Origin of the sequence: Paracoccus sp. MBLB3053 (assembly GCF_031822435.1) — a bacterium.
Classification (GTDB): domain Bacteria; phylum Pseudomonadota; class Alphaproteobacteria; order Rhodobacterales; family Rhodobacteraceae; genus Paracoccus; species Paracoccus aurantius.
The window spans coordinates 1,262,909-1,288,936 of sequence record NZ_JAVQLW010000001.1; the positions used below are offsets into that span (position 1 = coordinate 1,262,909).

The window sequence follows — 26,028 nt, forward strand, 5'->3', positions numbered from 1 at the left end:
GGCGCGGCCCCTTCAAGTTAGGAAGGGGCCACGCCTAAGTCAAAAGTCTTACGCGACGTTACCGGCCAAGAGCCTTCAGAACGGCTTCGCCGAGGCCCGCAGGGCTGTCTGCGACGATGACGCCGGCCGATTTCATGGCCTCGATCTTCGATTCCGCATCGCCTTTGCCGCCAGAAACGATCGCGCCGGCATGACCCATGCGGCGGCCTTTCGGAGCGGTCCGGCCAGCGATGAAGCCGGCGGTCGGCTTCCACTTGCCCTTGCGCTTTTGCTCGGCCAGGAACTCGGCAGCCTCTTCTTCGGCCGAACCACCGATTTCACCGATCATGATGATCGATTCGGTTTCCGGATCGTCGAGGAACATGCGCAGCACGTCGATGTGCTCCATGCCCTTGATCGGGTCGCCGCCGATGCCGACAGCCGAGGACTGGCCCAGGCCGACATCCGAGGTCTGTTTCACGGCTTCATAGGTCAGCGTGCCCGAGCGCGAGACGACGCCCACCGAGCCGCGCTTGAAGATCGAGCCCGGCATGATGCCGATCTTGCACTCGTCCGGGGTCATGATGCCCGGGCAGTTCGGACCGATCAGCAGCGAGTTCGAGCCTTGCAGGGCACGCTTCACGCGCATCATGTCCAGAACCGGGATGCCTTCGGTGATCGCGACGATCAGCGGGATCTGCGCGTCGATGGCTTCCAGGATCGAATCGGCCGCGAAAGGCGGCGGCACGTAGATCGCGGTCGCGTTCGCGCCGGTCTTCGCCACGGCTTCGTGGACCGAGTTGTAGACGGGCAGGCCCAGATGCTCGGAACCGCCTTTGCCGGGGGTGACGCCGCCGACCATCTTGGTGCCGTAGGCAATCGCCTGCTCGGTGTGGAAGGTCCCCTGCGAGCCGGTGATGCCCTGGCAGATGACTTTGGTGTCTTTGTTAACGAGAACGGCCATGGAAAATTACCCCTTCACCGCTTTGACAATTTTCTGGGCGGCGTCCGACAGGTCATCGGCGGCGATCACGTTCAGGCCGGATTTCGAGATGATCTCTTTGCCCAGCTCGACGTTGGTGCCTTCCAGGCGCACGACCAGCGGAACCTGCAGGCCGACTTCCTTCACGGCGGCGATGATGCCTTCCGCGATGATGTCGCAGCGCATGATGCCGCCGAAGATGTTGACCAGAATGCCTTTGACGTTCGGGTCCGAGGTGATGATCTTGAACGCTTCGGTGACTTTTTCCTTGGTCGCGCCACCGCCGACATCTAGGAAGTTGGCCGGCTCGGCGCCGAACAGCTTGATGATGTCCATGGTCGCCATGGCAAGGCCTGCGCCGTTCACCATGCAGCCGATTTCACCGTCCAGCGCGATGTAGTTCAGGTCGAACTTCGAGGCGGCCAGTTCCTTCGGATCTTCTTCGGTCTCGTCGCGCAGCGCCATGATGTCGGCCTGACGATACAGAGCGTTGTTGTCGAAGCCCATCTTCGCGTCGAGGCACTTGATGTTGCCTTCCGGGGTGACGATCAGCGGGTTGATCTCGAGCATCTCCATGTCTTTTTCGATGAACATGCGATACAGGTTCTTCACCAGCGCGACGCATTGCTTCACTTGCGCGCCTTGCAGGCCAAGGGCGAAAGCGACGCGGCGGCCGTGGAAGTCCGACAGGCCCGAAGCCGGATCGACCGAGAAGCTCACGATCTTTTCCGGGGTCGAGGCAGCGACTTCCTCGATGTCCATGCCGCCCTCGGTCGAGGCGACGAACGACACGCGCGAAGTGGCGCGGTCGACCAGCAGAGCCAGATACAGCTCCCGCTCGATGTCCGAACCGTCTTCGATATAGATGCGGTTGACTTGCTTGCCAGCTTCGCCGGTCTGGTGCGTGACCAGCGTGCGGCCCAGCATCTGGCGGGTCAGTTCTTCGGCTTCTTCAACCGACTTGGCCAGGCGGACGCCGCCTTTTTCGCCAGCTTCGGCTTCCTTGAAGTGGCCCTTGCCGCGACCACCTGCGTGGATCTGCGCCTTGACGACCCAGAGCGGCCCGTCGAGTTCGCCAGCGGCGGTCTTGGCTTCGTCGGCCTTCATCACGATGCGACCGTCGGAAACAGGCGCGCCGTATTGGCGCAGCAGCGCCTTGGCCTGGTATTCGTGGATGTTCATGCTACTTCCCCGCAATTATCGGTTGCCGGGCTTTTTGCACATTCGGATTGGGCTCTAAAGCAATTCCGGATGCGAAAGCGGTAAAATCGGCTTGTTCTCGCCTTTTGTGATCACACATATTCGGGCTGTGATCGCAAATTTTCCGACTGTTAACGCCAGCATATGATGGCTTTTGCCGACTCTGGGGGCCTGCAAATGAAAGACCCCGCGACTTTGGGTCGCGGGGTCGGTTCGTGCTGATACCGTTCTGGATCAGGCGAGCGAGCTGTCGATGCCCTTGCAGGCTTCGACCAGGCCTTTGACAGCATCGACCGACTTGTCGAACATCGCCTGCTCGTCCTTGTTCAACTTGATGTCGATGACCTTCTCGATGCCGTTCGCGCCGATCACGGTCGGAACGCCGACATAGAGACCATTCAGGCCGAAGGCGCCGTCGACATAGGCCGCACAGGGCAGGACGCGCTTCTGGTCTTTCAGGTAGGCTTCCGCCATTTCGATGGCCGAAGTGGCCGGGGCGTAGAAGGCCGAGCCGGTTTTCAGCAGGCCGACAATCTCGGCGCCGCCGTCGCGGGTGCGCTGGACGATCGCGTCCAGTTTTTCCTGCGTGGTCCAGCCCATCGAAACCAGGTCCGGCAGCGGGATGCCGCCAACGGTCGAATAGCGGGCCAGCGGGACCATCGTGTCGCCATGGCCGCCCAGCACGAAGGCCGTGACGTCGCGCATCGAGACGCCGAATTCCAGCGACAGGAAGTGACGGAAGCGGGCCGAATCGAGCACGCCGGCCATGCCGACGACTTTCTCATGCGGAAGGCCCGAGAACTCGCGCAGAGCCCAGACCATCGCGTCCAGCGGGTTGGTGATGCAGATCACGAAGGCATTCGGCGCGTATTTGGCAATGCCTTCGCCGACCGATTTCATGACCTTGAGGTTGATGCCCAGCAGGTCGTCGCGGCTCATGCCCGGCTTGCGCGGAACGCCAGCGGTCACGATGCAGACGTCTGCGCCCGCGATGTCGGCATAGTCGTTGGTGCCTTTCATGACGGCGTCGAAACCCTCGGACGGGCCCGATTCCGCGATGTCCAGTGCCTTGCCCTGGGGGGTGCCCTCGGCGATGTCGAACAGGACGACGTCGCCCAGTTCCTTCATCGCGGCCAGGTGAGCCAGCGTGCCGCCGATCTGACCTGCGCCGATGAGAGCGATCTTGGGTCGGGCCATGGTAAACCTCCGATTTCCATGATTGGTTCGCGCGGTGGCGTAGTCCCTAGAATCGCGAAGCGCAAGCCTCGGCCAGCAAATCCGACATATTTCGTGGGGTCCGAAAGGCAGGGAAGCCCGCTTTTCCCGCAGGTTAGCGATAGCATCCTCAAGCGTCTGCCGATTGCATCGCGGCCGTGCATATCCTAGTTCCGGGCGAGGGCAGGGAGAGCGGGCGATGGGATTGGACCTCTGGGGCTGGGTGCTGGGAATCATCGCGGCATTCGCGGTGGGGCTTGCCAAGGGCGGCCTGGCCATGGTCGGCGTCATCTCGGTGCCGCTGATGTCGCTCGTCATGTCGCCCGTCCAGGCTGCGGGTATCTTGCTGCCAGTCTACGTCGCGTCCGATATCGGTGGGCTGATTGCCTTTCGCCGAAGTTTCAATCGCCATGTCCTGGCCAGCCTTCTGCCGGGCACGCTTGCGGGAATTGCGCTTGGCTGGGCGACGGCGCATCTCATCGACGAGAAATATGTCGGGCTGATCGTCGGCGTGATCGGCCTCGCCTTCGCCCTGAATGCATTGCTTCGCCCGGCCGGCAAGGGGGCGGCGCGTGTTCCGGGCTATGGGCGTGGCAGCTTCTGGGGGTTTCTTGCCGGGTATACAAGCTTCGTGTCGCATTCAGGCGCGCCGCCCTATCAGGTCTATGCCCAGCCATTCCGTCTTGAGCCGATGGTTTTCGCCGGAACGACGACGATCTATTTCGCAATCTGCAACGCGGTGAAGCTGGTTCCTTACGGCTTTCTCGGGCAACTCTCGCTGCACAATCTTTCCGTAGCTGCCGTTCTCATGGTTCCCGGCATGATCGGTGTCGTCTGCGGGCTCTGGATCATCCGGCGGATGCCTTCGACGGTGTTTTACAAATTCATCACCTGGGCGCTGATCGTGGTGTCGATCCGGCTGATCTGGGTGGCCTTCTGACGCTGCATTGCAGCAGGTGGGGACTTGCCTAACGGGCCGGCTCCATGCAGCGTCGCCATAACTTTACTGCGAGGTGCCGATGACCCGCCCCTATCGTTCCGTCCTGTATATACCAGCGTCCAATGCGCGCGCGATGGATAAGGCCCGCACGCTTGCCGCGGACGCCATCATCTTCGACCTCGAGGATGCTGTCGCCCCAAGCGAAAAGGTAGGTGCGAGAGATCTTCTTGCTCAAGCCTTGCTCGCGGATTACGGCGCCCGCGCCCGTATCGTCCGGATCAATGGCTTTGACACCGAATGGGGGGAATCTGATGCGCGGGCCTTTGCGCGAGGCGCGGATGCGGTCCTGATCCCGAAAGTCAGCCGCTCCGCCGATCTCGATCGGGTCGCGGACTTCGTGCCCGAGACGCCCCTATGGGCAATGATGGAAACGGCCGAAGGCATGCTGAACGCTTCGGAAATCGCCGCCCACCCTCGAATTCGCGGCATGGTCATGGGAACCAACGACCTGGCAAAGGAACTCAACGCGCGCTTCAGGGCTGATCGCCTGCCGATGATGGCGGGGCTGGGGCTTTGCCTTCTCGCGGCGCGCGCGCATGGGCGGGTGATCGTCGACGGCGTCTTCAACGCGTTCAAGGATGAAGAGGGGCTGCGCGCCGAGTGCGAGCAGGGGCGCGACCTGGGCTTCGACGGCAAGACATTGATCCATCCCGCCCAGCTTTCCGTCGCCAACGAAATCTTCGGCCCTTCCGAGGCGGAACTCGATCTTGCCAGGCGGCAGATCGAGGCCTACGAGGCGGCCCGGTTGCAGGGCAAGGGCGTCGCGGTCCTTGATGGGCGGATCGTCGAGAACCTGCATATTGTCTCGGCACGCGCCATGCTTGCCAAGGCCGAGGCGATTGCCAAGCTCGGCAGCTAAGTCCAACCTGCCCGAAACGCATCCAGCAAAGGAACGAGCCAGATGTTGATATTGATCTTGGGCGTCGCGCTCTGGTGGGCGGCGCATCTGTTCAAGCGTATCGCTCCGGGTCAAAGGGCGGGCCTTGGCGAAACCGGGCGGGGCCTGGTCACCGGGGCGCTGATGGTCGCGGTACTGCTGATGATCTTCGGCTACCGCATGAGCGACGGACCTTATTGGTGGGGTCCCTCGGCTCCACTCAAGGGGATCAACAACCTGCTGGTGCTGGTGGCGTTCTACCTTTTCGCCGCAGCAGGAATGAAGACACGCATCACCAGCCGGATGCGCCATCCCCAACTGACCGGCTTTGCGCTATGGGCCTTTGCCCATCTTCTGCCCAATGGCGACCTGCCGAGCTTCGTGCTGTTCGGCGGCTTGCTGATCTGGGCGCTGGCCGAAATGGCAATCATCAACCGTGCCGAGCCAGTCTGGACGCGGCCCCCTGGGCCATTTCCCGTCCGCAAGGAGGTCATGGCGGCCTTTGGCGCGCTGATTGTCATGCTGGTCGTGGGGCTGATCCACAGCTGGCTTGGATACAACCCGTTCGGAGCCTGACATGCCCAAGATCTATCGCCTGCTGACCGAAGACGACACATCCGAATTCTGCCACAAGGTCAGCCTCGCGCTGTCCAAGGGGTGGGAGTTGCACGGCAGCCCCACGATTGCATTCGACGCGACGCGCGGGGTCATGCGTTGCGCTCAGGCGGTGACCAAGGAAATCGAGGCCGAATATCACCCGGAAATGAAGCTGGGCCGACAGTAGGCCCTATCCGGTGACGCATGAATGGGGCGCAAGAAGGATTGCTTCGTTTGGCATGACCAACTGATAACGCAATCATTCCTGACTCTTTTTGTTTCATGTGATCACAGGTATAAACTGCGTGATCACAAACTGCAAATTTTCGTGACGATCGGGCTTTCGGCGGGATTCGTCCCGTGACAGTCCCGGCAAAAAGGCTAGAAGCAGAGCCAAATTCTCGGCCAGCCCTCGCCGCCAGCCGCCGCGCGAGCCAGGCCCCTGAACGCAGGAGAGCGCATCATGGCTGACGTCAACCGGGGCAACCGGCCGCTGTCACCCCATTTGCAGGTTTACCGCCTGCCACTCGCCGCCGTCACTTCGATCATGACCCGGATCACCGGGCATGCGCTGGTTGCCGGCATCGTGCTGATCGTCTGGTGGCTGGCCGCCGCCGTCGCTTCGCCGGGCGCCTTTGCCTGTGCCGACTGGGTGGTGCGGTCATGGCTTGGCTTCATCATCCTGACCGGATCGATGTGGGCGCTTTGGTATCACATGCTCGCCGGTATTCGTCACCTTTGCTATGACGCGGGTTACGGCCTGGAAATCGAGCAGGCGCAAAAATCCAGCCAGGTGCTGATCGCGGGTTCCGTCGCTCTGGCGGTGCTGACCCTTATCATCTTCTTCCTGTTCTGAGGAAAGGCGGCACAATGCGTTACATTACCCCCCGCAAATCCGCTGCCGGCCTTGGTGCTGCCCATGAAGGTACGCAGCATCACTGGTACATGACCGTAAGCGCGGTGGCCCTGGCCATCCTGACGCCGCTGTTCATGATCGTGATCGCCCGCGCCATCGGCCTGCCGCGCGAATTGATCCTGGCCTATTTCGCCCGTCCGTTTCCGGCGCTGATCACCGCGCTATTCGTCATCGTGGGCATGCTGCACTTCATCAAGGGCACGCGCATCATGATCGACGACTACTTTCAGGGTGCGGTGCGCAAGGGCGCCATCATCCTTTCCGTCATCTTCGGCTGGGCGGTCATCGCCACGGCCGTTTACGCGCTGGCCCGCATGGGCCTGGGCGCGATCGTCGTTCTTTGAGGTTCCCCATGGCTGCTTACAAATACGAAACGCACGAATATGACGTGGTTGTCGTGGGCGCCGGCGGGGCCGGTCTGCGCGCGACGCTGGGCATGGCCGAACAGGGCCTGCGCACGGCCTGCGTGACCAAGGTCTTCCCGACCCGCTCGCATACCGTTGCTGCGCAGGGCGGTATTGCCGCCTCGCTCTCGAACATGGGCCCGGATAGCTGGCAATGGCACATGTACGACACCGTCAAGGGGTCGGACTGGCTGGGCGACACCGACGCGATGGAATACCTCGCGCGCGAGGCCCCCAAGGCGGTCTACGAGCTTGAACATTACGGCGTGCCCTTCTCGCGCACCGAAGAGGGCAAGATCTACCAGCGTCCCTTCGGCGGCCACACGACCGAATTCGGCGAAGGCCCGCCGGTGCAGCGCACCTGCGCCGCCGCCGACCGCACCGGCCACGCCATCCTGCACACGCTCTACGGGCGTTCGCTGAAGGAGAAGGCCGAGTTCTTCATCGAATATTTCGCGCTCGACCTGATCGTGACCGACGGCAAATGCACCGGCGTCGTCTGCTGGAAGCTCGATGACGGCACGATCCACGTCTTCAACGCCAAGATGGTCGTGCTGGCCACCGGCGGCTACGGGCGCGCCTATTTCTCGGCGACCTCGGCCCATACCTGCACCGGCGACGGCGGCGGCATGGTGGCCCGCGCGGGCCTGCCGCTGCAGGACATGGAATTCGTGCAGTTCCACCCGACCGGCATCTATGGCTCGGGCTGCCTGATCACCGAGGGTGCCCGCGGCGAAGGCGGCTACCTGACCAACTCGGAAGGCGAGCGTTTCATGGAACGCTATGCCCCGACCTACAAGGATCTTGCCTCGCGCGACGTCGTCTCGCGCTGCATGACCATGGAGATCCGCGAAGGCCGCGGCGTGGGCCCGGAAAAGGACCACATCTTCCTCAACCTGATGCACCTGCCGCCGGAAACCCTGGCCGAGCGCCTGCCGGGCATCTCGGAATCGGCCCGCATCTTCGCCGGCGTCGATGTCACCCGCGAGCCGATCCCGGTCATTCCGACGGTCCATTACAACATGGGCGGCATTCCGACCAACTACTGGGGCGAGGTGCTGAACCCGACCGAGGACCAGCCGGACGCCGTCTTCCCGGGCCTGATGGCCGTGGGCGAAGCGGGCTGCGCTTCGGTGCACGGGGCGAACCGCCTCGGTTCCAACTCGCTGATCGACCTCGTGGTCTTTGGCCGCGCCGCAGCCATCCGCGCGGGAGAGGTCGTCGATCGCAACGCGGCGATCCCCACGACCAACGCCCAGGCCGTCGACCAGATCATGGACCGCTTCGATCGCATCCGGAACGCGAACGGATCGGTTTCGACCGCCGATCTGCGCCTTGAGATGCAGAAGACCATGCAGGCCGACGCCGCCGTCTTCCGCACCGACAAGACGCTGGCCGAAGGCGTCGAGAAGATGAAGGTCATCGCAGCCAAGCTGAATGACCTGAAGGTGACCGACCGGAGCCTGGTCTGGAACAGCGACCTGATGGAGACGCTGGAGCTGACGAACCTCATGCCGAATGCCTTGGCGACGATCGTTGGGGCCGAGGCGCGCAAGGAAAGCCGGGGGGCCCACGCGCATGAAGACTGGCCCGAGCGGGATGACGCCACATGGCGGAAGCACTCGCTTGCATGGATCGAAGGCAACGATGTTAAACTGGCTTACCGGCCCGTCCACCTCGAGCCTTTGACCACGCAAGATGAGGGCGGGATCGATTTGAAGAAAATCGCACCCAAAGCGAGGGTTTATTGATGCGTCTTCCCCTGATCCTGACCGTTGCCGCGTTGGCCCTTTCGGGCTGCGTGGTGCAAAATCCGGCTCCCGTGCCGGTCACGCCCACGGTCCCAACCGCGCCTGTGCCAAATCCCGATGCGGCGGTCCGGTCCTCGGCCCGTGTCGTCATCAACCGCGAGATGGCCAAGCGCCTGCCCGGTGCGAATGTCGCGCCCTATACCGATTGCGTGATGCAGAACGCGACGACGGCCGAACTGGCAAATATCGCGGATGCCGGCGATGCCGGCGCAAGCGGTTCGGTCGCTTCGATCGTCAGCCGCCCCACGACGACGCAATGCATCGCCGGGGCAGCGGCAGCAGCCAAGGGCGCAGCCTGATGGCGCGGTGCGGCGCGCTGATGGTGCTGATCCCTCCGTTTCTGGGGATTGCCGGATGCGCGACCGCGCCTGTCTCGGTTCAAGAGGCCGAGATGACCTGCCTGCGTGACGCACGTGACGCCGTCCGACCCCGGACCGAAATCGGTCTGGGCGTCGGCTCGGGCGGTTATCGCGGCGGCTATGTCGGGGTCGAACTGTCGTCGGACTACATCATGGGCCGAAATCCCGCCGATGTGTTCGATGCCTGCGTCCGCCGCCGCTCGGGCCAAGCGCCCAATCGGCCGCTCAATGAACAACCGGGCTGGAGCGCGTGATGTCGCATTCGGCCACGCTACAGCCTACCGCATGACGGCGGTCTGACCACCAGGAGTTACCCAATGGTCCAACTTACCCTTCCCAAGAACAGCCGCATGCGGGTCGGCAAGACCTGGCCGAAACCCGAAGGCGCCAAGAACGTTCGGCGCTTCAACATCTACCGCTGGGACCCGGATACCGGAGAAAACCCCCGGATCGATACCTATTTCGTCGATCTCGACAAATGCGGCCCGATGGTTCTGGACGCGCTCATCAAGATCAAGAACGAGATCGACCCGACGCTGACCTTCCGCCGCTCGTGCCGCGAGGGCATCTGTGGTTCCTGCGCGATGAACATCGACGGCGGCAATCGTCTGGCCTGCATCTTCGGCATCGACGAAGTCACCGGCAAGGATGTGAACATCTATCCGCTGCCGCACATGCCGGTGGTCAAGGACCTGATCCCCGACCTGACCCATTTCTACGCCCAGCATGCCTCGGTGAACCCTTACCTCATCACCGAAACGCCGACTCCGGACAAGGAATGGCGCCAGTCGATCGAGGATCGAAAGAAGCTCGACGGCCTTTATGAATGCGTCATGTGCGCGTCGTGCTCGACCTCGTGCCCGAGCTATTGGTGGAACGGTGACCGCTATCTTGGCCCGGCCGCCCTGCTTCACGCCTATCGCTGGATCATCGATTCGCGCGACGAGGCGACCGGCGAGCGTCTGGATGCACTTGAAGATCCCTTCAAGCTTTACCGTTGCCACACCATCATGAACTGCACGAACACCTGCCCCAAGGGCCTGAACCCGGCAAAGGCAATCGCGTCGATCAAGCACATGATGGTCGATCGCATCGCCTGATTTGCCCAGAGGTCATGGCCGGTATGCTGGCCAATTGACGTTTACGCCGCGTCGCAGCACTGGTTTTTGCTGCTACGCGGCGTTATTTCTTCCGGCAGGGAGAGACAACGTTTCTGACCCGGAGTAGTCCGATGAATGCCACCGAGCCCCTGCAGAACACCGCGAAAGTCGCCGTGCTGAACCGCGCCGCCGACAAGGCCGCTACCGAAGCGATGGCCGTCCTTGAACAGATGTATGGCTATTTCAGCTTCGCCCCGATGCCGCTGGAAAGCGCCGAGGACCGCCTCGCCGCCTGATTGCGGCGCTGATTTCGCAATGACGCAGCGCGGCCTTGGGCCGCGCTTTGTCTTTTGGTGTCAGAGTTCGACCGGCTTCAGTACGTCCAGTTCGATGACCTCGACCCCCGGCAACCCTTCCTTCAGGGCCGAAGCATCCTGTTCCAGCAGCGGGAAAGTCTTGTAGTGGCAGGGGATCACGGTCTTGAAGTCGAAATACTTCTTCGCCGCCCAGGCCGCGCGCTTCATGTCCATGGTGAAATGTCCCCCCGCGCAGAGGATGCCGATATCGGGCTGGTGATATTCACCCATCCACGCCATGTCGGCCATGATATCCGTATCGCCAGACACGTAGATCACATGGTCTTCGCCCGCGATCATGTACCCGGATTCATGCCCGGCATAGATCGGCCCTTCATTCCCTTCGAAGGAGGATGAATGGCAGGCGTTCACCATGGTGACCTTTGCGCCCCCAAGGTCGACCGTCCCGCCCTTGTTGAAACCGATCCCCTCGATCCCCTGATGGGTTTGCCAGGTGCTGATCAGGTCGAAGATGCCCGCGACGGGGATCTTCAGTTCACGTGCAATCGAAAGCGTGTCCCCGGTGTGGTCTCCGTGGCCGTGGGTGATCAGAATATGGGTCGCGCCCCGGATCGCCTCGTCTCGGCTCTCGGAGGGGAAGAGGGGGTTTCCCGACAGCCAGGGATCGATCAGGATCACGGCGTCTTCGATTTCAAGGCGGAATCCGGAATGGCCAAGCCAGGTCAGTTTCATGCGGGAGGTTCCTTTGCTGCGGCGCTTGCATCCTGCCAAGATGGCTTGAGGCCGTAAAGTTCCATGCCGCTGGCGCTTGGCGGTGCTTGCCCCGCCCCTGCGCGGGCGGTAAACCCGCCGCAAGCGAAAGGAGCCCCCATGTCGATCACACAGGACGAAGCCCGCAAGGTCGCGCATCTGGCGCGCATCGCGGTCGCTGATGCGGACCTGCCGGCCTTGGCGCAGGAGCTGAACGGCATCCTGCATTTCATGGAACAGCTGAACGAGGTCGATGTCGAGGGCGTCGAGCCGATGACGGGTGTCGAGCCGATGCGCCTGAAGCGGCGCGAAGATGTCGTCACCGACGGCGAACAGCAGGACCTTGTCCTGAAGAACGCGCCCGACGCGCGCGAGGGCTTCTTTGCCGTGCCGAAGGTGGTGGAATGAGCGATCTGAACAAACTGACCATCGCCGGGGCCCGCGACGCGTTGGCCAAGGGTGAAACCACCGCCGTCGAACTGACCGAGGCCTGCCTTTCCGCAATCGAGGGCTCGGGCGCGCTGAACGCCTTTGTCCACAACACGCCCGACATGGCGCGCGAGATGGCCGCCGCCGCCGATGCCCGCATCAAGGCGGGCGATGCGACGCCGATGACCGGGATTCCGGTCGGCGTGAAGGATCTTTTCTGCGTCAAGGGTGTGCCCAGCCAGTCGGCAAGCCGCATCCTTGAAGGCTTCCTGCCGCAATATGAATCCACCGTGACCCAGAACCTCTGGGATCAGGGCGCTGTCATGTTGGGCAAGCTGAACCAGGATGAGTTCGGCATGGGTTCCTCGACCGAGAACAGCACCTATGGCGCGACGGTCAACCCGTGGAAACTGGGTGATGGCGTCGAGCGCACCGCCGGGGGTTCCTCGGGCGGTTCGGCTGCCGCTGTTGCCGCCGATCTGTGCCTGGCCGCGACCGCGACCGATACTGGCGGATCGATCCGTCAGCCCGCCGCCTTTACCGGCACGGTCGGCCTGCGCCCGACCTATGGCCGGGTCAGCCGCTGGGGCGTGATCGCCTATGCCTCGTCGCTTGACCAGGCCGGGCCGATCACCAAGACGGTGCGCGACGCGGCGATCATGCTGGGCGCGATGGCCTCGGTCGACCCGAGGGATTCGACCAGTGCCGAACGTCCGGTGCCGGACTATGAAGCTGCGCTGACCGGCGATATCCGCGGCAAGAAGATCGGCATTCCCAAGGAATACCGCATCGAGGGCCTGTCCGACGAGATCGATGGCCTGTGGCAGAAGACTGCCGAAATGCTGAAGGATGCCGGCGCCGAGATCGTGGATATCAGCCTGCCGCATGCCAAATACGCCTTGCCGGCCTATTACGTCATTGCCCCGGCCGAGGCGTCATCGAACCTCGCCCGCTATGATGGCGTGCGCTTCGGGCGCCGCGCCAAGCTGGCTGCAGGAGACGGCATCGTCGAGATGTACGAGAAGACCCGCGCCGAGGGTTTCGGCCCCGAGGTGAAGCGTCGCGTCATGATCGGCACCTACGTCCTGTCGGCAGGGTTCTACGACGCCTATTACAACCGTGCCCGCAAGGTCCGCGCCTTGATCAAACGCGATTTCGACCATGCCTATGCGGCGGGGATCGACGCCATTCTTGCGCCCACCACCCCCAGCGCGGCCTTTGGTCTTGGCAGCGCGAACAAGGGCAACCCGGTCGAGATGTACTTGAACGACGTCTTCACCGTAACGCTGAACCTTGCCGGCTTGCCGGGGATTTCGGTCCCGGTTGGCCTCGACAAGCAGGGATTGCCGCTCGGAATGCAACTCATCGGACGCCCTTGGGACGAGGGTGGGCTGTTGAACCTTGCACAAGCCCTCGAATCTGCGGCAGGATTTACCGCGAAACCGGCGCGCTGGTGGTAAGCAGCCGCTGAGCGGAGGTGCATGTGATGCAAAAACTCGTGATGCTGGCGATTCTGGGCCCGGTTCTGGCCTTGGCCGGATGCAATGAAAACTCGGGCTGGAACCCGAATTACAGCGCAATCCGGAACGGGTCTGGCTATGCCACCTATCTGCAGCAGCGCGAGGTCGCGCTGATGGGGCAGGGCGCCGTCCCGCAGGCGATCCCGGTGCAACTGCCGGCGAATGCGCCTTCGGTTCTGGATATCGGCGCGACGCCCACCTCGACCACGCCGGCCAAGGTTGTCGTGGCCGACACCACGAGGGCGACGACGACAATGACGGGAGCGCCGGTCACGACCACCGGCCCCTATGCGGGCACGACTCCGGTTCTCGTCAGCTATGCCTATCAGGAAAAGCAGGACCCGGGCACCTCGATCTACAAGCGGACCGGTGGTTCGGTGGCTGCCGCAGCCCGGATCTGCAGTTCCTATGCGTCGGCAGAGGCTGCGCAACGAGGCTTCATCGCGCGGGGCGGACCGGCGCTTGATCCGCGCGGCATGGACCCCGACGGGGACGGTTTTGTCTGTGGTTGGGACCCGCGTCCGGTTCGGCAGTCGAACGGACTTTGAGCCCGTCCCCCAATCACGGCGACAGGCGCGGGCAGCGGCCCGAGCTGATCGTCCTGCATTATACCGGCATGGCCGACGGCCCCTCCGCACGGGCACGGCTTTGCGACCCCCTGGCCGAAGTCAGTGCGCATTGGCTTGTCCATGAATGCGGCAAGGTTGAACCGTTGGTGCCCGAGGATCGCCGCGCCTGGCATGCTGGTGTCGGCAGCTGGCAAGGCCGGGACGACGTGAATTCGCGTTCTATCGGGATCGAGTTGGTCAATCCGGGCGACAGACCCTTTCCCGAACCGCAGATGGCCGGGCTGGAGGCTCTTTTGCGCCAGTCCATGGCGCGCTGGAACATCCCGGCTGAAGCTGTCATCGCGCATTCCGACCTGGCGCCGGATCGGAAGGTCGATCCCGGACCGCGCTTCGACTGGTGCAGGCTTGCGAGGCAAGGGCTGGCGATCTGGCCCGATCAGTCGGGGGACGATCTGCCGCTCGGCGCAAGTCTGGCTCGATTGGGATATCCTGAAAGTCCCGCCCGGCTTTCTGCCTTTCGCCTGCGCTTCCGCCCCTGGGCAAGCGGCGGGGAAGATGAACAGGACCGAAGGATTGCGGCCGCACTGGCCTACAGGCGCTTGTAGATTGCCTCGAGCCTGCGGGCCTCGTCCTCAAGGCCGTAAGGCGGGTTGAGAACGAACATCCCCGATCCGATCATGCCGTGGCCGGGACGCGCGGGCGGAAAGCGGACCTCTGAAATCAGCGCGTCGGGGTGGTTCTTGCGGAGGGCCTCGACCATCGGGGCCTGCCGGCTATCGGTCAGGATCGGATACCAGAGGGCGATCACCCCCACGTTCCACTTTCGTGCGAGCTTGGAAACCTGGCGCGGCACGATCTCGTATTCCGTTTTTACCTCGTAGCTGGGATCGATCAGCATAAGACCGCGTCGGGGCGTCGGCGGGCAGACGGCATGCGCCATGGCGAAGCCGTCCTGCTGATGCAGATGGGCGAAGCGCGTGACGCTTGCCAATGCCTCATGTTCGGCCGGATGGAGTTCTGCGAGATGCGCGTTGTCTTCCGGGCGCAGGAAGTATCGCGCGAACAGGGGTGAGCCCGGATAGGCATCCGGCCCATGCGCGCCCCTGATCGAATCCAGGGCCTCGCGCAGCGGATGGCCATCGGGAAGCCATTCCTCGGATAGGGCGCGGGTGATTCCGGCTGCCGCCTCGCCGGTTTTTTCGGATTCGGGGCCCGATAGGTCATAGAGCCCCCGCCCGGCATGCGTCTCGAGATAGCTCAAGGGCTTGGGCTTGGCTGTCAGGTAGTCAAGCATCCAGGCGAGAAGCGCGTGCTTCTGCAGGTCTGCAAGATTCCCGGCGTGATAGGCGTGCTGATAGGACAACATGCCTAGGGCAATAGCTTCGATATGCGGAAATGAAAAGCGGCGGTGCCCAGGGAGGAGGAGGGGCACCGCCGCGTAACGCTGGCCCAGGGAGGAGGAGGGGCCGCGTATGGGGTGCGGCAATGGCAGGGAGGAGGAGGCCATCACCGCGAGCTGACGACCCAGGGAGGAGGAGGGGCCATCGCATTCCGTGTTCCGATCCGTGGTTGTGGCGGCACCCTCAGGGAGGAGGAGGAGGGTGCCGCCTGAACCGGGAAGCCCAGGGAGGAGGAGGGGCTTCTCCGTATCGGTGGCGGCGTCCCCAGGGAGGAGGAGGGGGAGCCGCCTTTACCGCCAAGCCCAGGGAGGAGGAGGGGCTTCGGCGTATTGGGTCGGCGGCACCCTCAGGGAGGAGGAGGAAGGTGCCGCCTGAACTGCGAAGCCCAGGGAGGAGGAGGGGCTTCACCGTATTGGTTGGCGGTGCTCCAGGGAGGAGGAGGGAGCACCGCCTGAACTGCGAAACCCCAGGGAGGAGGAGGGGGTTTCACCGTATTATGGCGGCGACATCCTCAGGGAGGAGGAGAGAGGATGCCGCCTGAACCCAGACCCAGGGAGGAGGAGAGGGTCGGGTATTCTAATTCTTACTTCGAACCCCAGGCGGCTTCGTAGGCCACGCTGCGGATCATCGAGCGGTTGATGCCCAGATCGCCGAGCTCGCGACCGGTCAGGTCGTTCAGCTCACGAACGGTCTGGCGATACAGCGCCCGTCGTGCAAAATAGTCGCGCAGATCAGCCACCAGGTTCCCGAAGCGCCCTTCGGCATCTTGGTTGCGGCGTGCCGCGCCATGGTTCAGATCAAGAACAGCCATTTCGTCACTCTTACACTCTTCACAAGCTTCGGAAGATCCCGTCGCTCTGTTAGGGCGAACATGGTTCTTTTGCCGCGATTGCACAATAGTCAGGGGCGTGATGCTGCTATGCAGAAACGGAATGGCTTTTGAAAATCTGCTTCACAAACCATTCATAAACCACGCGTTTTTATCTCGCCGATTGGTCAGTCTCAATGTTATGGCGATAATCCACGACAAGTTACGTGGGGTTTCAGGTATTTAGAAAACCTGTTGGGGTGATGGGTTGTGGATGGCAGTCGAAGTTGCCATGCTGCGAACGCTTTGAATTCCGGGGGCCGAAATGGCGATATCACGAGAACGTGTGCTTTCCGAACTGCAGCAAGTGGCAATTCCGGGCGGGGGAAACCTGATCTCGGCGGATCTCGTAAGGGCTCTGGTGATCGAGGGCGGCGTGGTTCGATTCGTCATCGAGGCCGCTGATGCCGACGCAGCGCGTGCCTTGGGGCCGGTCGAAGCTGATGCCGAGAGGCGGCTGAAGTCGTTGCCGGGCGTCGAGCAGGTCCAGATCGTCATGACGGCCCCTGCTGCGCCTCGGCGCGCAGGCGCTCCGCAAGGCGATGTCGTCGCGCGTTCCGGCCAGGGAGGCGAGGCGCCGCCCAGCCTGAAGATAGGCCGTCATCCCACGCCCCAGGCCGGCCCCGAGCCGGTGAGCGGCGTCAAGCGCATCCTCGCGATCGGCTCTGGGAAGGGAGGAGTGGGGAAATCCACCCTGACATCCAACCTGGCCGTCGCCCTCGCGCGGGCGGGGCGTCGCGTCGGCCTACTTGACGCAGATATATATGGCCCTTCGCAACCGCGCATGCTGGGATTGACCGGACAGCGGCCAAGCAGCGATGGCCAGATGATCGAGCCGCTGCATGCCCATGGTGTCACCGTGATGTCTCTTGGCCTGATGATGAAGGAAGGCGAAGCCGTGGTCTGGCGCGGGCCCATGCTGATGGGCGCGCTGCAGCAGATGCTCAACCAGGTGAAATGGGGCGAGCTGGACGTTCTTCTGGTCGACTTGCCACCGGGCACCGGCGATGTGCAGCTTTCCCTTTGTCAGAAGGCGCAGGTGACGGGGGCGGTGATCGTTTCAACCCCTCAGGACGTGGCGCTGATAGATGCGCGCCGCGCCATCGACATGTTCAACAAGCTCAAGACGCCTGTACTGGGTCTGGTCGAGAACATGTCCACCTATGTCTGTCCGAATTGCGGCCATGAGGCGCATCTTTTCGGTCACGGCGGCGTCGCCGAGGAAGCGCGTGAACTTGGGCTGCCATTCCTCGGAGAGATTCCGCTGAACCTTGAGGTCCGCCTTGCCGGAGATGAGGGCGTGCCTGTCGCCGCAACCGATGGCCCGGTTTCGCAAGCTTTCGCCCGTTTGGCTGAAAGGCTTGTCGGAGGCGGGATGGCCTGAACAACGGGCTGCACGCTTTGGTTGATTCGGAAGGGCCTTCGGGCCCTTTTCCAATTCGCGGGCGAAAATGGCGCTCAAGGCTGGGAAAATACGGGAATGAAGCGGGGAATCTCGAATCACCGCCGCGTGACCGGACGTGATCAGCAGCAAACCCTGGATCGACTGGAAGCAGCTCGGCCGGACGTCTTAGCGCTTCTGACGGTGTTTGACAGCATGCCTTGGGCGCTTTCTGGGAAATTGTGGGATTTTTGCTTCACCTCAGTTTGGCCACTATATCTTGTGGTTAGGTCGTCAGGAAAATCCAAACCTTCCGGTTGTGACAATAAGCTCGTCTTGGATTGGCACGAAGAGCATGCGCAAGACCCTGCCTGACCGGCCCTTTCGACCAAACAAACCCATTGCGTCCCATGCATTCCCATGTCATCCCTTTCCTCACGGAAACGGGCTCAAGGGGCAGTAAGACCCCGAAGGCGACAAGCAGGCTTCATACAGGCACCCGCTTTCCGAAAAATGCTTCTGTGGCGCGCGAGCAGCACCTCCCCCAGGTGGCGCAAACACAGGGCACGATCCCCGAAACTACGGGGCCCAGAGATGGGAACGAGGGCGGCGGATCGGGCAGTGGCAGCAGCCCGATCCGCCCTTTCCTTTTCGGAACACCGGAAAGGCCGGGACAGTGGGAAGGAGTGCGGGCCAGTGGCGCGCAGGTTCAGAGGATCCGAAGAGGTCAAGGTCGACGCGAAAGGTCGCGTTTCGATCCCGGCCAAGTTTCGGCGGGTCTTCGAAAGCTGCGATCCTTCCTGGGAGGCGGGCAAGCGCCCTCAGCTTGTCATCGTCTTCGGCACCCGGGACTGGAAGCACCTGCATCTTTTCACGATGGAAGCGATGGACGAGATCGACACGAAGATCTCGCAGCTGGGTCGCGGCAGCGCCGAGCGGAACCTGCTGGAAAACATCTATCACGGTCATGCCGAAGAGGCCGAGATCGACAATGATGGCCGGCTGGTCCTTCCACAGAAGCTGCGGGAGAAGGTGGGACTGACCGAAAGCGCCTTCTTCATCGCGGCCGGTGACAGTCTCAAGGTCTGGTCCCCCGCGAATTACGAGGAAGAAGAGCGCCGCCTGGAAACGCTCGTGCCGGATTTCGAACCCGGGGCGGACCCCCTTTCTCTGCTGGCCTCAGCCCAGAAAGACGAAGGCTAGTTCATGTCGACCAGCGAAGATCCCCATATTCCCGTCCTGCTAGGCCCGCTGCTGCGGGCCGTTGCGCCTGTTTCGGGGGTGTGGGTCGACGGGACCTTCGGTGCCGGCGGATATGCTCGTGGATTGCTCGAACAGGGGGCGGATCGTGTCATCGGCATCGATCGCGACCCTTCGGTCTTTCACATGGCGGCAGGCTGGGCCGGGGAATACGGCGATCGCCTGAGGCTGGAGCAGGGGACGTTCTCGGATCTCGACAAGCTGGCCGGTGAGCCGGTGGATGGCGTGGTGCTCGACCTTGGCGTGAGTTCCATGCAGCTTGATCAGGCAGAAAGGGGCTTTTCCTTCCTGCGGGACGGACCGCTGGACATGCGGATGGGCGGAGATGGGCCGAGCGCGGCCGATCTTTTGAATACCGCGCCCGAATCGGTCATTGCCGACGTGCTTTACCTTTACGGCGAAGAGCGGGCCTCGCGCCGGATTGCCAAGGCGATCGTGGCAGCGCGGCCGTTGACGCGGACGGGGCAGCTTTCGGATGTCGTGGCCGGATGCCTGCCGCGCCCGAAGCCGGGGCAAAGCCATCCCTCGACCCGGACATTCCAGGCGATCCGGATCTGGGTGAATGATGAGTTCGGCCAGCTTGTCGCGGGGCTCGCAGCCGCCGAGCGGGCGCTGCGTCCGGGCGGACGATTGGCCGTCGTCAGCTTTCATTCGCTGGAAGACAGGATCGTCAAGCGCTTCATGCAGTCGCGCTCGAACAGCGCGGGTGGCGGCAGCCGCCACGCCCCCGAGGTGAGCCAGTCGGAACCGGCATTCCGACTGCCCTTCCGTCGGGCAATCGGCCCGGATGATGCCGAGCTGGCGATCAACCCCAGATCCCGTTCCGCCCTGCTGCGGGTCGGCATCCGCACCGACAGCCCCGCCGGGCAGGTCGATCCCCGCGTCCTGGGCCTGCCTCAGCTCGACGAAAGGGGCAGTTGATGCGCTCGGTGCTCTACCTGCTGACCACGCTGATCGTCATGGGCCTGGCATTCTGGGCCTATCGCGAGAATTACAGCACGCAGGCGGCGCTGACCGACATGGGCAAGGTGCAACGCGAAATTGCAACCCTGCGCGAAGATCTGGGCGTGCTCAGGGCCGAATGGGCCTATCTGAACCGCCCCGATCGCCTGCGCGAGCTGGTTAACCTCAACTTTGACAGGCTCAAGCTCGTGCCCTTCGATGCCGAGCAGTATGTCGAGGTGGGGCAGGTGGTCTTTCCACTTCCCAAACCTCCCGCCAGCCTTCCGGACGCCGCCTCAAACGGTGCCGAGGCGCAACCAGGAACTCGTCCGCCAGGCTTTCCGCCCATCAGACCTCAGGAGAGGACGCCATGATCCGCACTCCCCTTCGTCCGCTCGCCCGGATCCTCCGCGCCCGTGAGAAGGGTGAGAATCCGGATGCCATCGAGGCCGCGAACCGCGCGCATCGCCATGCCGTCATTCAGGACGGAGCCCGCCGTCAGGCGCGCAGCCGACTTTCACTGATCGCCGCGATCTTCGCGATTCTTTTCGTGGCAGTCGGCGGGCGGATGGCCGTCCTGGCGTCGAGCCAGCCGAGCGAACCGCGCATGCAGGTTTCCGGGGCGCAGATCATCTCGCAGCGCGCGGATATTACCGACCGTTACGGCCGGGTTCTCGCGACCAATCTGCTGACGCATTCGCTTTACGCTCATCCCCGGCAGATGGTCGATCCGATGGGCGCGGCGGAAAAGCTTGCCGAGATCTTTCCCGACCTGAGCGTCGATCGGCTTAAGCAGGACTTTTCGGGCAAGCGCAGCTTCCTCTGGATCAAGAAGAAGATCTCGCCCGAGCAGATGCAGGCCGTTCACGATATCGGCGAGCCAGGGCTCTTGTTCGGTCCCCGCGAGATGCGGCTTTATCCGAACGGGCGCATCGCGAGCCATGTTCTCGGCGGATCGACCTTCGGCAAGGAGGATGTCGCCAGCGCCGAGGTGATCGGGATTGCCGGTGTCGAAAAGGCGTTCGATCGCTGGTTGCGTGACCCAGCGAATGACGGTGCTCCGTTGGCGCTTTCGATCGACCTGACGGTTCAGGCGGCGATGGAGGACGTGCTTTCGAACGGCATGAAGGTCATGAACGCCAAAGGTGCGACCAGCATCCTGATGGAGGTGAAGACCGGCGAAGTTGTTGCTATGGCAAGCCTGCCGGACTTCGACCCGAATGATCGTCCGCGCCCGCTGTTGAAGGGCGACCCTTCGGACAGTCCGCTGTTCAACAGGGCGGTGCAGGGGCAGTATGAGCTTGGGTCCACCTTCAAGATCTTCCCGGTGGCGCAGGCGATTGATCTCAAGCTGGTCAGCCCCACGACCATGATCAATTCGAAAACGCCGATGAAGATCGGGAAATACCTGATCAGGGATTTCCACAGCTATGGCAGCCAGCTTTCGGTGACCGACATCATCGTGAAATCCTCGAACGTGGGTACGGTGCGGATCGCGCAGCTTCTGGGCGTGGAGCGGCAAAAGGACTTTTTGCAGAAGCTCGGCCTGTTCGAACCGACCCCGCTTGAAATGAGCGAGGCGCCGACCGGCAAGCCGCTGGTGCCGCAACGCTGGCCCGCGGTGACTTCGGCCACGGTGTCCTTTGGTCATGGCCTTGCGGCCAGTCCCCTGCACCTTGCTTCGGCCTATGCCACCATCGCAAATGGCGGCAAGCGCGTGCGCCCGACACTGGTGCATGAGCGTTCGCGCCAGGAGGGCGAGCAGATCCTTTCGCCCGGAGCCGCGAAAACCGCGCTTTCCTTGCTGCGTGAGGTCGTGACGCGCGGCACCGCGCGGTCAGCCAATGTCGAAGGTTACGAGATCGCGGGCAAGACCGGCACTGCGGACAAGCCGCGCCCGACGGGTGGGTATTATCACAACAAGAACGTCGCGACATTCGCCTCGGTCTTTCCGGTGAGTGATCCGAAATATGTTCTCGTGCTGACCCTCGACGAGCCGTCGACGATGCGCGGAGGCGGCGAGAGCCGCACGGCAGGGGCTACGGCCGCGCCCGTCGCGGGCGAGATGATCGGTCGCCTTGCCCCACTTCTGGGCCTGCGCCCGCTTGTCGAGAAGCCGCTTCCCATGGTTGAACGCCCGCTGGCGGATGCGATAAAGCTCGTCTCGAACTGAGAAACGAGGTTTCCGTGACTGATCGGGCCATGCGACTGTCCCTGCTGGGGCTTAGAGGGGACAAGGGGCGTGACCCCGAGGTGACGGGGATCTCTGTCGATTCTCGTGAAGTGCGGCCCGGGCATCTGTTCGCGGCCCTGCCGGGGTCGGTGCGCCACGGCGGCGAATTCATTCAATATGCCCTGCGCCAAGGCGCGGGTGCGATCCTGACCGACAGGGAGGGAGCCGAGATCGCGGCGGCCGAGTTGGCCGGATCGGATGCTGTTCTGGTCGTGGCCGAGGACCCGCGTGCCGCGCTTTCCGGCGCGGCCGCCTTGTGGTTCGCGGGCCAGCCCGAAACCATGGTCGGGGTGACGGGAACGTCGGGAAAGACCTCGGTCGCGACATTTACCCGTCAGATCTGGCAGACCCTGGGGCACAAGGCGATCAGCCTTGGCACGATGGGCGTTCAAGGTGATTATCAGGCAAAGCTGGCGCATACGACGCCCGAGCCGCTGACACTGCACCGGGTGCTGGCAGAGGCTGCTGCCGCAGGCGTCACCCATGCGGCGATGGAGGCATCCTCGCACGGGCTCGACCAGCGGCGTCTGGACGGGGTTCGGCTGAAAGCTGGGGCGTTCACGAATTTCAGCCAGGACCATCTCGACTATCACAAGAACTTCGACGACTACTTTGCGGCGAAGGCCCTGCTGTTCAATCATGTCCTCGACGAGGGTGCGGTTGCTGTCGTCAATGTCGATGATCCGCGCGGCCGCCAGATTGCGCAGATCGCGCAAGACCGCGGCCTTGAACTGACCACGATAGGGCGCGACGGGGCGGCCGATCTGCGCATTCTTGGCCAGCGCTACGATGCGACCGGTCAGGATCTGCGCTTCTCGTGGCAGGGTCAGGCGCATCTGGTGCGCCTGTCACTGATCGGCGGCTTTCAGGCGGAAAATGTGCTGGCGGCTGCCGGTCTGGTGATCGCGGCGGGCGATGAGCCCGGACGCGTATTCGACACCCTGCCGCAGCTCGTGACGGTGCGTGGACGGATGGAACTCGCCGCGATCCGCGAAAACGGCGCGGCGGTGTTTGTCGATTACAGTCACAAGCCCGGCGCACTCGCTTCGGCGCTGCAGTCGCTGCGACCGCATGTGATGGGCCGCATTGTCGTGGTCTTCGGTGCGGGCGGCGATCGTGACCGGCTGAAACGTCCGCTGATGGGCGAGGCTGCACGTGAATACGCGGATCTGGTTTTCGTCACCGACGACAATCCCCGATCCGAAGACCCTGCGGCCATTCGCGCCGAGGTCATGGCCGGGGCGGGTGCCGAGGCGATCGAGGTCGGTGACCGTGCCGAGGCGATCTTGCGGGGGGTGGATGCCCTGCAACCCGGCGACGCGTTGCTGATTGCCGGCAAGGGGCACGAAACCGGCCAGATCATCGGCAATGACATTTACCCCTTTGATGACGCGGAGCAGGCCTCGGTCGCCGTCGCGGCGCTGGATGGCAAGATATGACACTTTGGACTTCGCAGGACGCCGCCGCCGCGACGGGCGGCCGCGTCACCCGTGAATTTTCGATCGAGGGGGTCTCGATCGACACCCGGACAATTCAGCCCGGCGACCTGTTCGTGGCGTTGCAGGCGGCACGGGACGGCCATGATTTCGTGACCCAGGCCCTGGACAAAGGCGCAGCCGCCGGGCTTGTGAGCCGCATCCCCGAGGGCGTGGCCGATGATGCCCCATTGCTGGTCGTTCCCGACGTGCTGGCCGCGCTCGAGGCGTTGGGTAAGGCGGGCCGCGCGCGTATGCAGGGCAAGGTCATCGCCATCACCGGTTCCGTCGGCAAGACCTCGACCAAGGAAATGGCCCGCATCGCGCTGGCCGGCCAGGGCAGGGTTCATGCCGCCGAAGCCAGCTACAACAACCATTGGGGGGTGCCCTTGACGCTGGCGCGAATGCCGGCCGACGCGGATTTCGCGATCATCGAGATCGGCATGAACCATCCGGGCGAAATCGAGCCGCTCGCGCGGCTGGCACGTCCGCATGTCGCCATGATCACCACCGTCGCTGCCGCGCATCTTGAAGCGTTTGGCGCGATCGAGGGAATAGCGCTTGAAAAGGGCGCGATCTTTCGCGGCCTGATGCAGCCTGGAACTGCCATCCTCCCCGAGGACCTGCCCGTCACCCAGATCCTGCGCGACTGCGCCGACGAGGCCGGGGCCATCGTCATCGGCTTCGGTCAACAGGGGATGGCGCGCCCGATCAAGGCCGAGACGGTCGATGGGGTGACTGCGGTTCGCGCGCGCGTCCTGGGAGAGACGGTCGATTTCAAGCTGGCCAGCGCGGGAACGCATTTCGTGATGAATGCGATCGGCGTTCTGGCCGCGCTGGGGGCGGCAGGGGCGGATGTCGCGGCGGCGGCCAAGTCGCTGTCGGACTGGCGCCCCCCGCTTGGCCGCGGCGCGGTCGAGGACCTGGGCGGCATCCGGTTGATCGACGATGCCTACAATTCGAATCCCACATCGCTTTCGGCCGGGCTTGCGACGCTTGCGCGTCTGACCGGGGGCCGCCGCGTCGCCATCCTGGGCGACATGCTGGAACTGGGCCCCGAAGAAATCGAGATGCATCGCGACATGGCGAAGGACCCTTCGATGGCTGCGGTCGACCTTATCCACACGGCAGGTGCGCGCATGCGTGCCCTCCATGATGCCCTGCCGGAAACGAGGCGCGGATTGCATGCGGAAAGCGCCGCCGATCTGGCCGAGCGGGTCGACGAGCTGGTGGCGCTCGGCGATATCGTGCTGGTCAAGGGATCGAAATCCTCGAAAGTCTCGACGGTGGTTGACGCATTGCGGCGAACGCGGCAAAGCACCCCGCCTGGCGAAAGGAACAGGTAATGCTCTATTGGCTTGCGTCCCTCTCTGATGGCGGCGATTTTTTCAACCTTTTCAGATATATTACATTCCGGGCAGGTGGGGCATTCTTCACCGCGCTGCTTTTTGGCTTTTTCTTCGGTCGGCCGCTGATCGACCTTCTGCGCCGCAAGCAGAAAAAGGGCCAGCCGATCCGTGACGATGGTCCGCAGAACCATTTCTCGAAGGCCGGCACGCCGACGATGGGGGGGCTGCTGATCCTGGCGGCGCTGATCGTGGGCACGCTGCTTTGGGCAAGGCTCGACAACGGCTATGTGTGGATCGTCCTCTTGGTCACATTGGGATTTGCCGCAATCGGTTTTGCCGATGACTATGCCAAGGTGACGAAGCAGCACCACGCGGGCTTGTCGGGCAAGGTGCGCCTGTTGATGGGGCTGGGAATCGCGGCCGCCGCTGCGGCCGCTGCCGCATATCTGCATCCCGCCGCCCTGAGCGGGCAGCTTGCGCTGCCGTTCATGAAGGATGCACTGATCAATCTTGGCATCCTGTTCATTCCTTTCTCGGTTATCGTGATCCTTGGCGCGGCGAACGCGGTCAACCTGACCGACGGTCTGGACGGGCTTGCGATCATGCCGGTCATGATTGCCGCCGCGACCTTCGCGATCATCGCCTATATGGTCGGCAACGCCAATTTCGCGAATTACCTCGGCGTGCATTTCGTGCCGGGAACGGGTGAGCTCGCGGTTTTCGTCGCTGCGCTGATCGGCGGAGGGCTTGGCTTCTTGTGGTACAACGCGCCGCCTGCGGCGGTCTTCATGGGCGATACCGGTTCGCTGGCCCTTGGTGGGGCATTGGGCGCCATCGCGGTGGTGACAAAGCACGAAATCGTTCTGGCAATCGTCGGTGGCCTGTTCGTGGTCGAGGCATTGTCGGTCATCATCCAGGTGCTCTATTTCAAGCGCACCGGAAAGCGGGTCTTCCTGATGGCCCCGATCCACCACCATTTCGAGAAGAAGGGCTGGGGCGAGGCCCAGATCGTGATCCGCTTCTGGATCATCGCGCTGATCCTTGCCCTGATCGGGCTCGCGACGCTGAAACTGCGCTGAGCCCTCTCGCAACTTC

The 26,028-nt window shown here is 63.2% G+C and carries 29 protein-coding genes; 23 read left to right on the forward strand and 6 right to left on the reverse strand.

Features of this window, described 5'->3' with window-relative positions:
• Nucleotides 1-58: 58 nt before the first annotated feature.
• The 3 genes from sucD to mdh form a co-directional block, all read right to left on the reverse strand.
• Nucleotides 59-943 (reverse strand): succinate--CoA ligase subunit alpha, encoded by an 885-nt coding sequence (gene sucD, locus RGQ15_RS06355; RefSeq protein WP_311159375.1) that lies wholly within the window; start codon nucleotides 941-943, stop codon nucleotides 59-61.
• Nucleotides 944-949: 6 nt separating this feature from the next.
• Entirely contained in the window at nucleotides 950-2,143 is a 1,194-nt protein-coding gene (gene sucC, locus RGQ15_RS06360) for an ADP-forming succinate--CoA ligase subunit beta (RefSeq protein ID WP_311159376.1), read from the reverse strand.
• A gap of 252 nt (nucleotides 2,144-2,395) precedes the next feature.
• Nucleotides 2,396-3,358 (reverse strand): malate dehydrogenase, encoded by a 963-nt coding sequence (gene mdh / locus RGQ15_RS06365; RefSeq protein WP_311159377.1) that lies wholly within the window; start codon nucleotides 3,356-3,358, stop codon nucleotides 2,396-2,398.
• A gap of 223 nt (nucleotides 3,359-3,581) precedes the next feature.
• Between mdh and RGQ15_RS06370 the strand changes: the two genes are divergently transcribed.
• The 11 genes from RGQ15_RS06370 (at nucleotide 3,582) to RGQ15_RS06420 (ending at nucleotide 10,736) form a co-directional block, all read left to right on the forward strand.
• The gene (locus RGQ15_RS06370) at nucleotides 3,582-4,316 is read left to right on the forward strand and encodes a sulfite exporter TauE/SafE family protein (RefSeq protein ID WP_311161049.1); all 735 of its coding nucleotides are present in this window, start codon (nucleotides 3,582-3,584) and stop codon (nucleotides 4,314-4,316) included.
• 79 nt (nucleotides 4,317-4,395) lie between these two features.
• The gene (locus RGQ15_RS06375; protein WP_311159378.1) at nucleotides 4,396-5,235 is read left to right on the forward strand and encodes an HpcH/HpaI aldolase/citrate lyase family protein; all 840 of its coding nucleotides are present in this window, start codon (nucleotides 4,396-4,398) and stop codon (nucleotides 5,233-5,235) included.
• A 42-nt stretch (nucleotides 5,236-5,277) separates the two neighbouring features.
• Nucleotides 5,278-5,829 carry an NnrU family protein gene (locus RGQ15_RS06380; protein ID WP_311159379.1) on the forward strand — a complete coding sequence of 184 codons (552 nt, stop codon included), beginning with the start codon at nucleotides 5,278-5,280 and terminating at the stop codon, nucleotides 5,827-5,829.
• Between the two features lies 1 nt (nucleotide 5,830).
• The gene (locus RGQ15_RS06385) at nucleotides 5,831-6,037 is read left to right on the forward strand and encodes a DUF1737 domain-containing protein (RefSeq protein WP_311159380.1); all 207 of its coding nucleotides are present in this window, start codon (nucleotides 5,831-5,833) and stop codon (nucleotides 6,035-6,037) included.
• Nucleotides 6,038-6,313: 276 nt separating this feature from the next.
• Nucleotides 6,314-6,706, forward strand: a complete 393-nt coding sequence (gene sdhC, locus RGQ15_RS06390) for a succinate dehydrogenase, cytochrome b556 subunit (RefSeq protein WP_311159381.1) — start codon at nucleotides 6,314-6,316, stop codon at nucleotides 6,704-6,706.
• 14 nt (nucleotides 6,707-6,720) lie between these two features.
• Nucleotides 6,721-7,110: a succinate dehydrogenase, hydrophobic membrane anchor protein gene (locus RGQ15_RS06395; RefSeq protein WP_311159382.1), complete on the forward strand. Its 390-nt coding sequence runs from the start codon at nucleotides 6,721-6,723 to the stop codon at nucleotides 7,108-7,110.
• Nucleotides 7,111-7,118: 8 nt separating this feature from the next.
• Nucleotides 7,119-8,921 carry a succinate dehydrogenase flavoprotein subunit gene (sdhA, locus tag RGQ15_RS06400; RefSeq protein ID WP_311159383.1) on the forward strand — a complete coding sequence of 601 codons (1,803 nt, stop codon included), beginning with the start codon at nucleotides 7,119-7,121 and terminating at the stop codon, nucleotides 8,919-8,921.
• Nucleotides 8,921-9,280, forward strand: a complete 360-nt coding sequence (locus RGQ15_RS06405) for a hypothetical protein (protein ID WP_311159384.1) — start codon at nucleotides 8,921-8,923, stop codon at nucleotides 9,278-9,280. Before sdhA ends, RGQ15_RS06405 begins: the two co-directional genes overlap by 1 nt.
• Nucleotides 9,280-9,594, forward strand: a complete 315-nt coding sequence (locus RGQ15_RS06410; protein ID WP_311159385.1) for a hypothetical protein — start codon at nucleotides 9,280-9,282, stop codon at nucleotides 9,592-9,594. The genes RGQ15_RS06405 and RGQ15_RS06410 overlap by 1 nt, the downstream gene beginning before the upstream one ends.
• A 63-nt stretch (nucleotides 9,595-9,657) precedes the next feature.
• Nucleotides 9,658-10,440, forward strand: a complete 783-nt coding sequence (locus RGQ15_RS06415; RefSeq protein ID WP_311159386.1) for a succinate dehydrogenase iron-sulfur subunit — start codon at nucleotides 9,658-9,660, stop codon at nucleotides 10,438-10,440.
• Nucleotides 10,441-10,571: 131 nt separating this feature from the next.
• A complete protein-coding gene (locus RGQ15_RS06420; protein WP_311159387.1) occupies nucleotides 10,572-10,736 on the forward strand; it encodes a hypothetical protein in 165 nt (54 codons plus the stop codon).
• A 60-nt stretch (nucleotides 10,737-10,796) separates the two neighbouring features.
• Here the strand turns inward: RGQ15_RS06420 and RGQ15_RS06425 are convergent, their stop codons facing one another.
• Nucleotides 10,797-11,489 carry a metal-dependent hydrolase gene (locus tag RGQ15_RS06425; RefSeq protein WP_311159389.1) on the reverse strand — a complete coding sequence of 231 codons (693 nt, stop codon included), beginning with the start codon at nucleotides 11,487-11,489 and terminating at the stop codon, nucleotides 10,797-10,799.
• A 138-nt stretch (nucleotides 11,490-11,627) separates the two neighbouring features.
• Between RGQ15_RS06425 and gatC the strand changes: the two genes are divergently transcribed.
• From gatC to RGQ15_RS06445, 4 genes are read left to right on the forward strand one after another with little or no spacing between them, the layout of a single operon-like run.
• The gene (gene gatC / locus RGQ15_RS06430) at nucleotides 11,628-11,915 is read left to right on the forward strand and encodes an Asp-tRNA(Asn)/Glu-tRNA(Gln) amidotransferase subunit GatC (RefSeq protein WP_311159390.1); all 288 of its coding nucleotides are present in this window, start codon (nucleotides 11,628-11,630) and stop codon (nucleotides 11,913-11,915) included.
• The gene (gatA, locus tag RGQ15_RS06435) at nucleotides 11,912-13,396 is read left to right on the forward strand and encodes an Asp-tRNA(Asn)/Glu-tRNA(Gln) amidotransferase subunit GatA (protein WP_311159391.1); all 1,485 of its coding nucleotides are present in this window, start codon (nucleotides 11,912-11,914) and stop codon (nucleotides 13,394-13,396) included. The genes gatC and gatA overlap by 4 nt, the downstream gene beginning before the upstream one ends.
• 26 nt (nucleotides 13,397-13,422) lie before the next feature.
• Nucleotides 13,423-14,004: a hypothetical protein gene (locus RGQ15_RS06440; protein WP_311159392.1), complete on the forward strand. Its 582-nt coding sequence runs from the start codon at nucleotides 13,423-13,425 to the stop codon at nucleotides 14,002-14,004.
• Complete coding sequence (locus RGQ15_RS06445; protein ID WP_311159393.1) at nucleotides 14,001-14,630, forward strand: N-acetylmuramoyl-L-alanine amidase; 630 nt, start codon at nucleotides 14,001-14,003, stop codon at nucleotides 14,628-14,630. Before RGQ15_RS06440 ends, RGQ15_RS06445 begins: the two co-directional genes overlap by 4 nt.
• Here the strand turns inward: RGQ15_RS06445 and RGQ15_RS06450 are convergent.
• A complete protein-coding gene (locus RGQ15_RS06450) occupies nucleotides 14,615-15,391 on the reverse strand; it encodes a 23S rRNA (adenine(2030)-N(6))-methyltransferase RlmJ (protein ID WP_311159394.1) in 777 nt (258 codons plus the stop codon). The genes RGQ15_RS06445 and RGQ15_RS06450 overlap by 16 nt on opposite strands.
• Before the next feature lie 617 nt (nucleotides 15,392-16,008).
• Nucleotides 16,009-16,236: a DUF1127 domain-containing protein gene (locus RGQ15_RS06455; protein ID WP_311159395.1), complete on the reverse strand. Its 228-nt coding sequence runs from the start codon at nucleotides 16,234-16,236 to the stop codon at nucleotides 16,009-16,011.
• A gap of 322 nt (nucleotides 16,237-16,558) precedes the next feature.
• On the opposite strand from RGQ15_RS06455, the gene RGQ15_RS06460 reads away from it, so the two are divergent.
• From RGQ15_RS06460 to mraY, 8 genes are all read left to right on the forward strand, one after another.
• Nucleotides 16,559-17,677, forward strand: coding sequence for an Mrp/NBP35 family ATP-binding protein (locus RGQ15_RS06460; protein ID WP_311159396.1), 1,119 nt, complete (start codon nucleotides 16,559-16,561; stop codon nucleotides 17,675-17,677).
• 693 nt (nucleotides 17,678-18,370) lie between these two features.
• Nucleotides 18,371-18,877: a division/cell wall cluster transcriptional repressor MraZ gene (gene mraZ, locus RGQ15_RS06465; RefSeq protein ID WP_311159397.1), complete on the forward strand. Its 507-nt coding sequence runs from the start codon at nucleotides 18,371-18,373 to the stop codon at nucleotides 18,875-18,877.
• Between the two features lie 3 nt (nucleotides 18,878-18,880).
• The gene (gene rsmH, locus RGQ15_RS06470) at nucleotides 18,881-19,855 is read left to right on the forward strand and encodes a 16S rRNA (cytosine(1402)-N(4))-methyltransferase RsmH (protein WP_311159398.1); all 975 of its coding nucleotides are present in this window, start codon (nucleotides 18,881-18,883) and stop codon (nucleotides 19,853-19,855) included.
• On the forward strand, nucleotides 19,855-20,250 hold the full coding sequence (gene ftsL / locus RGQ15_RS06475) for a cell division protein FtsL (protein WP_311159399.1): 396 nt from the start codon (nucleotides 19,855-19,857) through the stop codon (nucleotides 20,248-20,250). The genes rsmH and ftsL overlap by 1 nt, the downstream gene beginning before the upstream one ends.
• Complete coding sequence (locus RGQ15_RS06480) at nucleotides 20,247-22,049, forward strand: peptidoglycan D,D-transpeptidase FtsI family protein (protein WP_311159400.1); 1,803 nt, start codon at nucleotides 20,247-20,249, stop codon at nucleotides 22,047-22,049. The genes ftsL and RGQ15_RS06480 overlap by 4 nt, the downstream gene beginning before the upstream one ends.
• Nucleotides 22,050-22,078: 29 nt before the next feature.
• A complete protein-coding gene (locus tag RGQ15_RS06485) occupies nucleotides 22,079-23,548 on the forward strand; it encodes a UDP-N-acetylmuramoyl-L-alanyl-D-glutamate--2,6-diaminopimelate ligase (protein ID WP_311161050.1) in 1,470 nt (489 codons plus the stop codon).
• On the forward strand, nucleotides 23,545-24,930 hold the full coding sequence (locus tag RGQ15_RS06490; RefSeq protein WP_311159401.1) for a UDP-N-acetylmuramoyl-tripeptide--D-alanyl-D-alanine ligase: 1,386 nt from the start codon (nucleotides 23,545-23,547) through the stop codon (nucleotides 24,928-24,930). Before RGQ15_RS06485 ends, RGQ15_RS06490 begins: the two co-directional genes overlap by 4 nt.
• Entirely contained in the window at nucleotides 24,930-26,012 is a 1,083-nt protein-coding gene (gene mraY, locus RGQ15_RS06495; protein WP_311159402.1) for a phospho-N-acetylmuramoyl-pentapeptide-transferase, read from the forward strand. Before RGQ15_RS06490 ends, mraY begins: the two co-directional genes overlap by 1 nt.
• Nucleotides 26,013-26,028 lie beyond the last annotated feature (16 nt).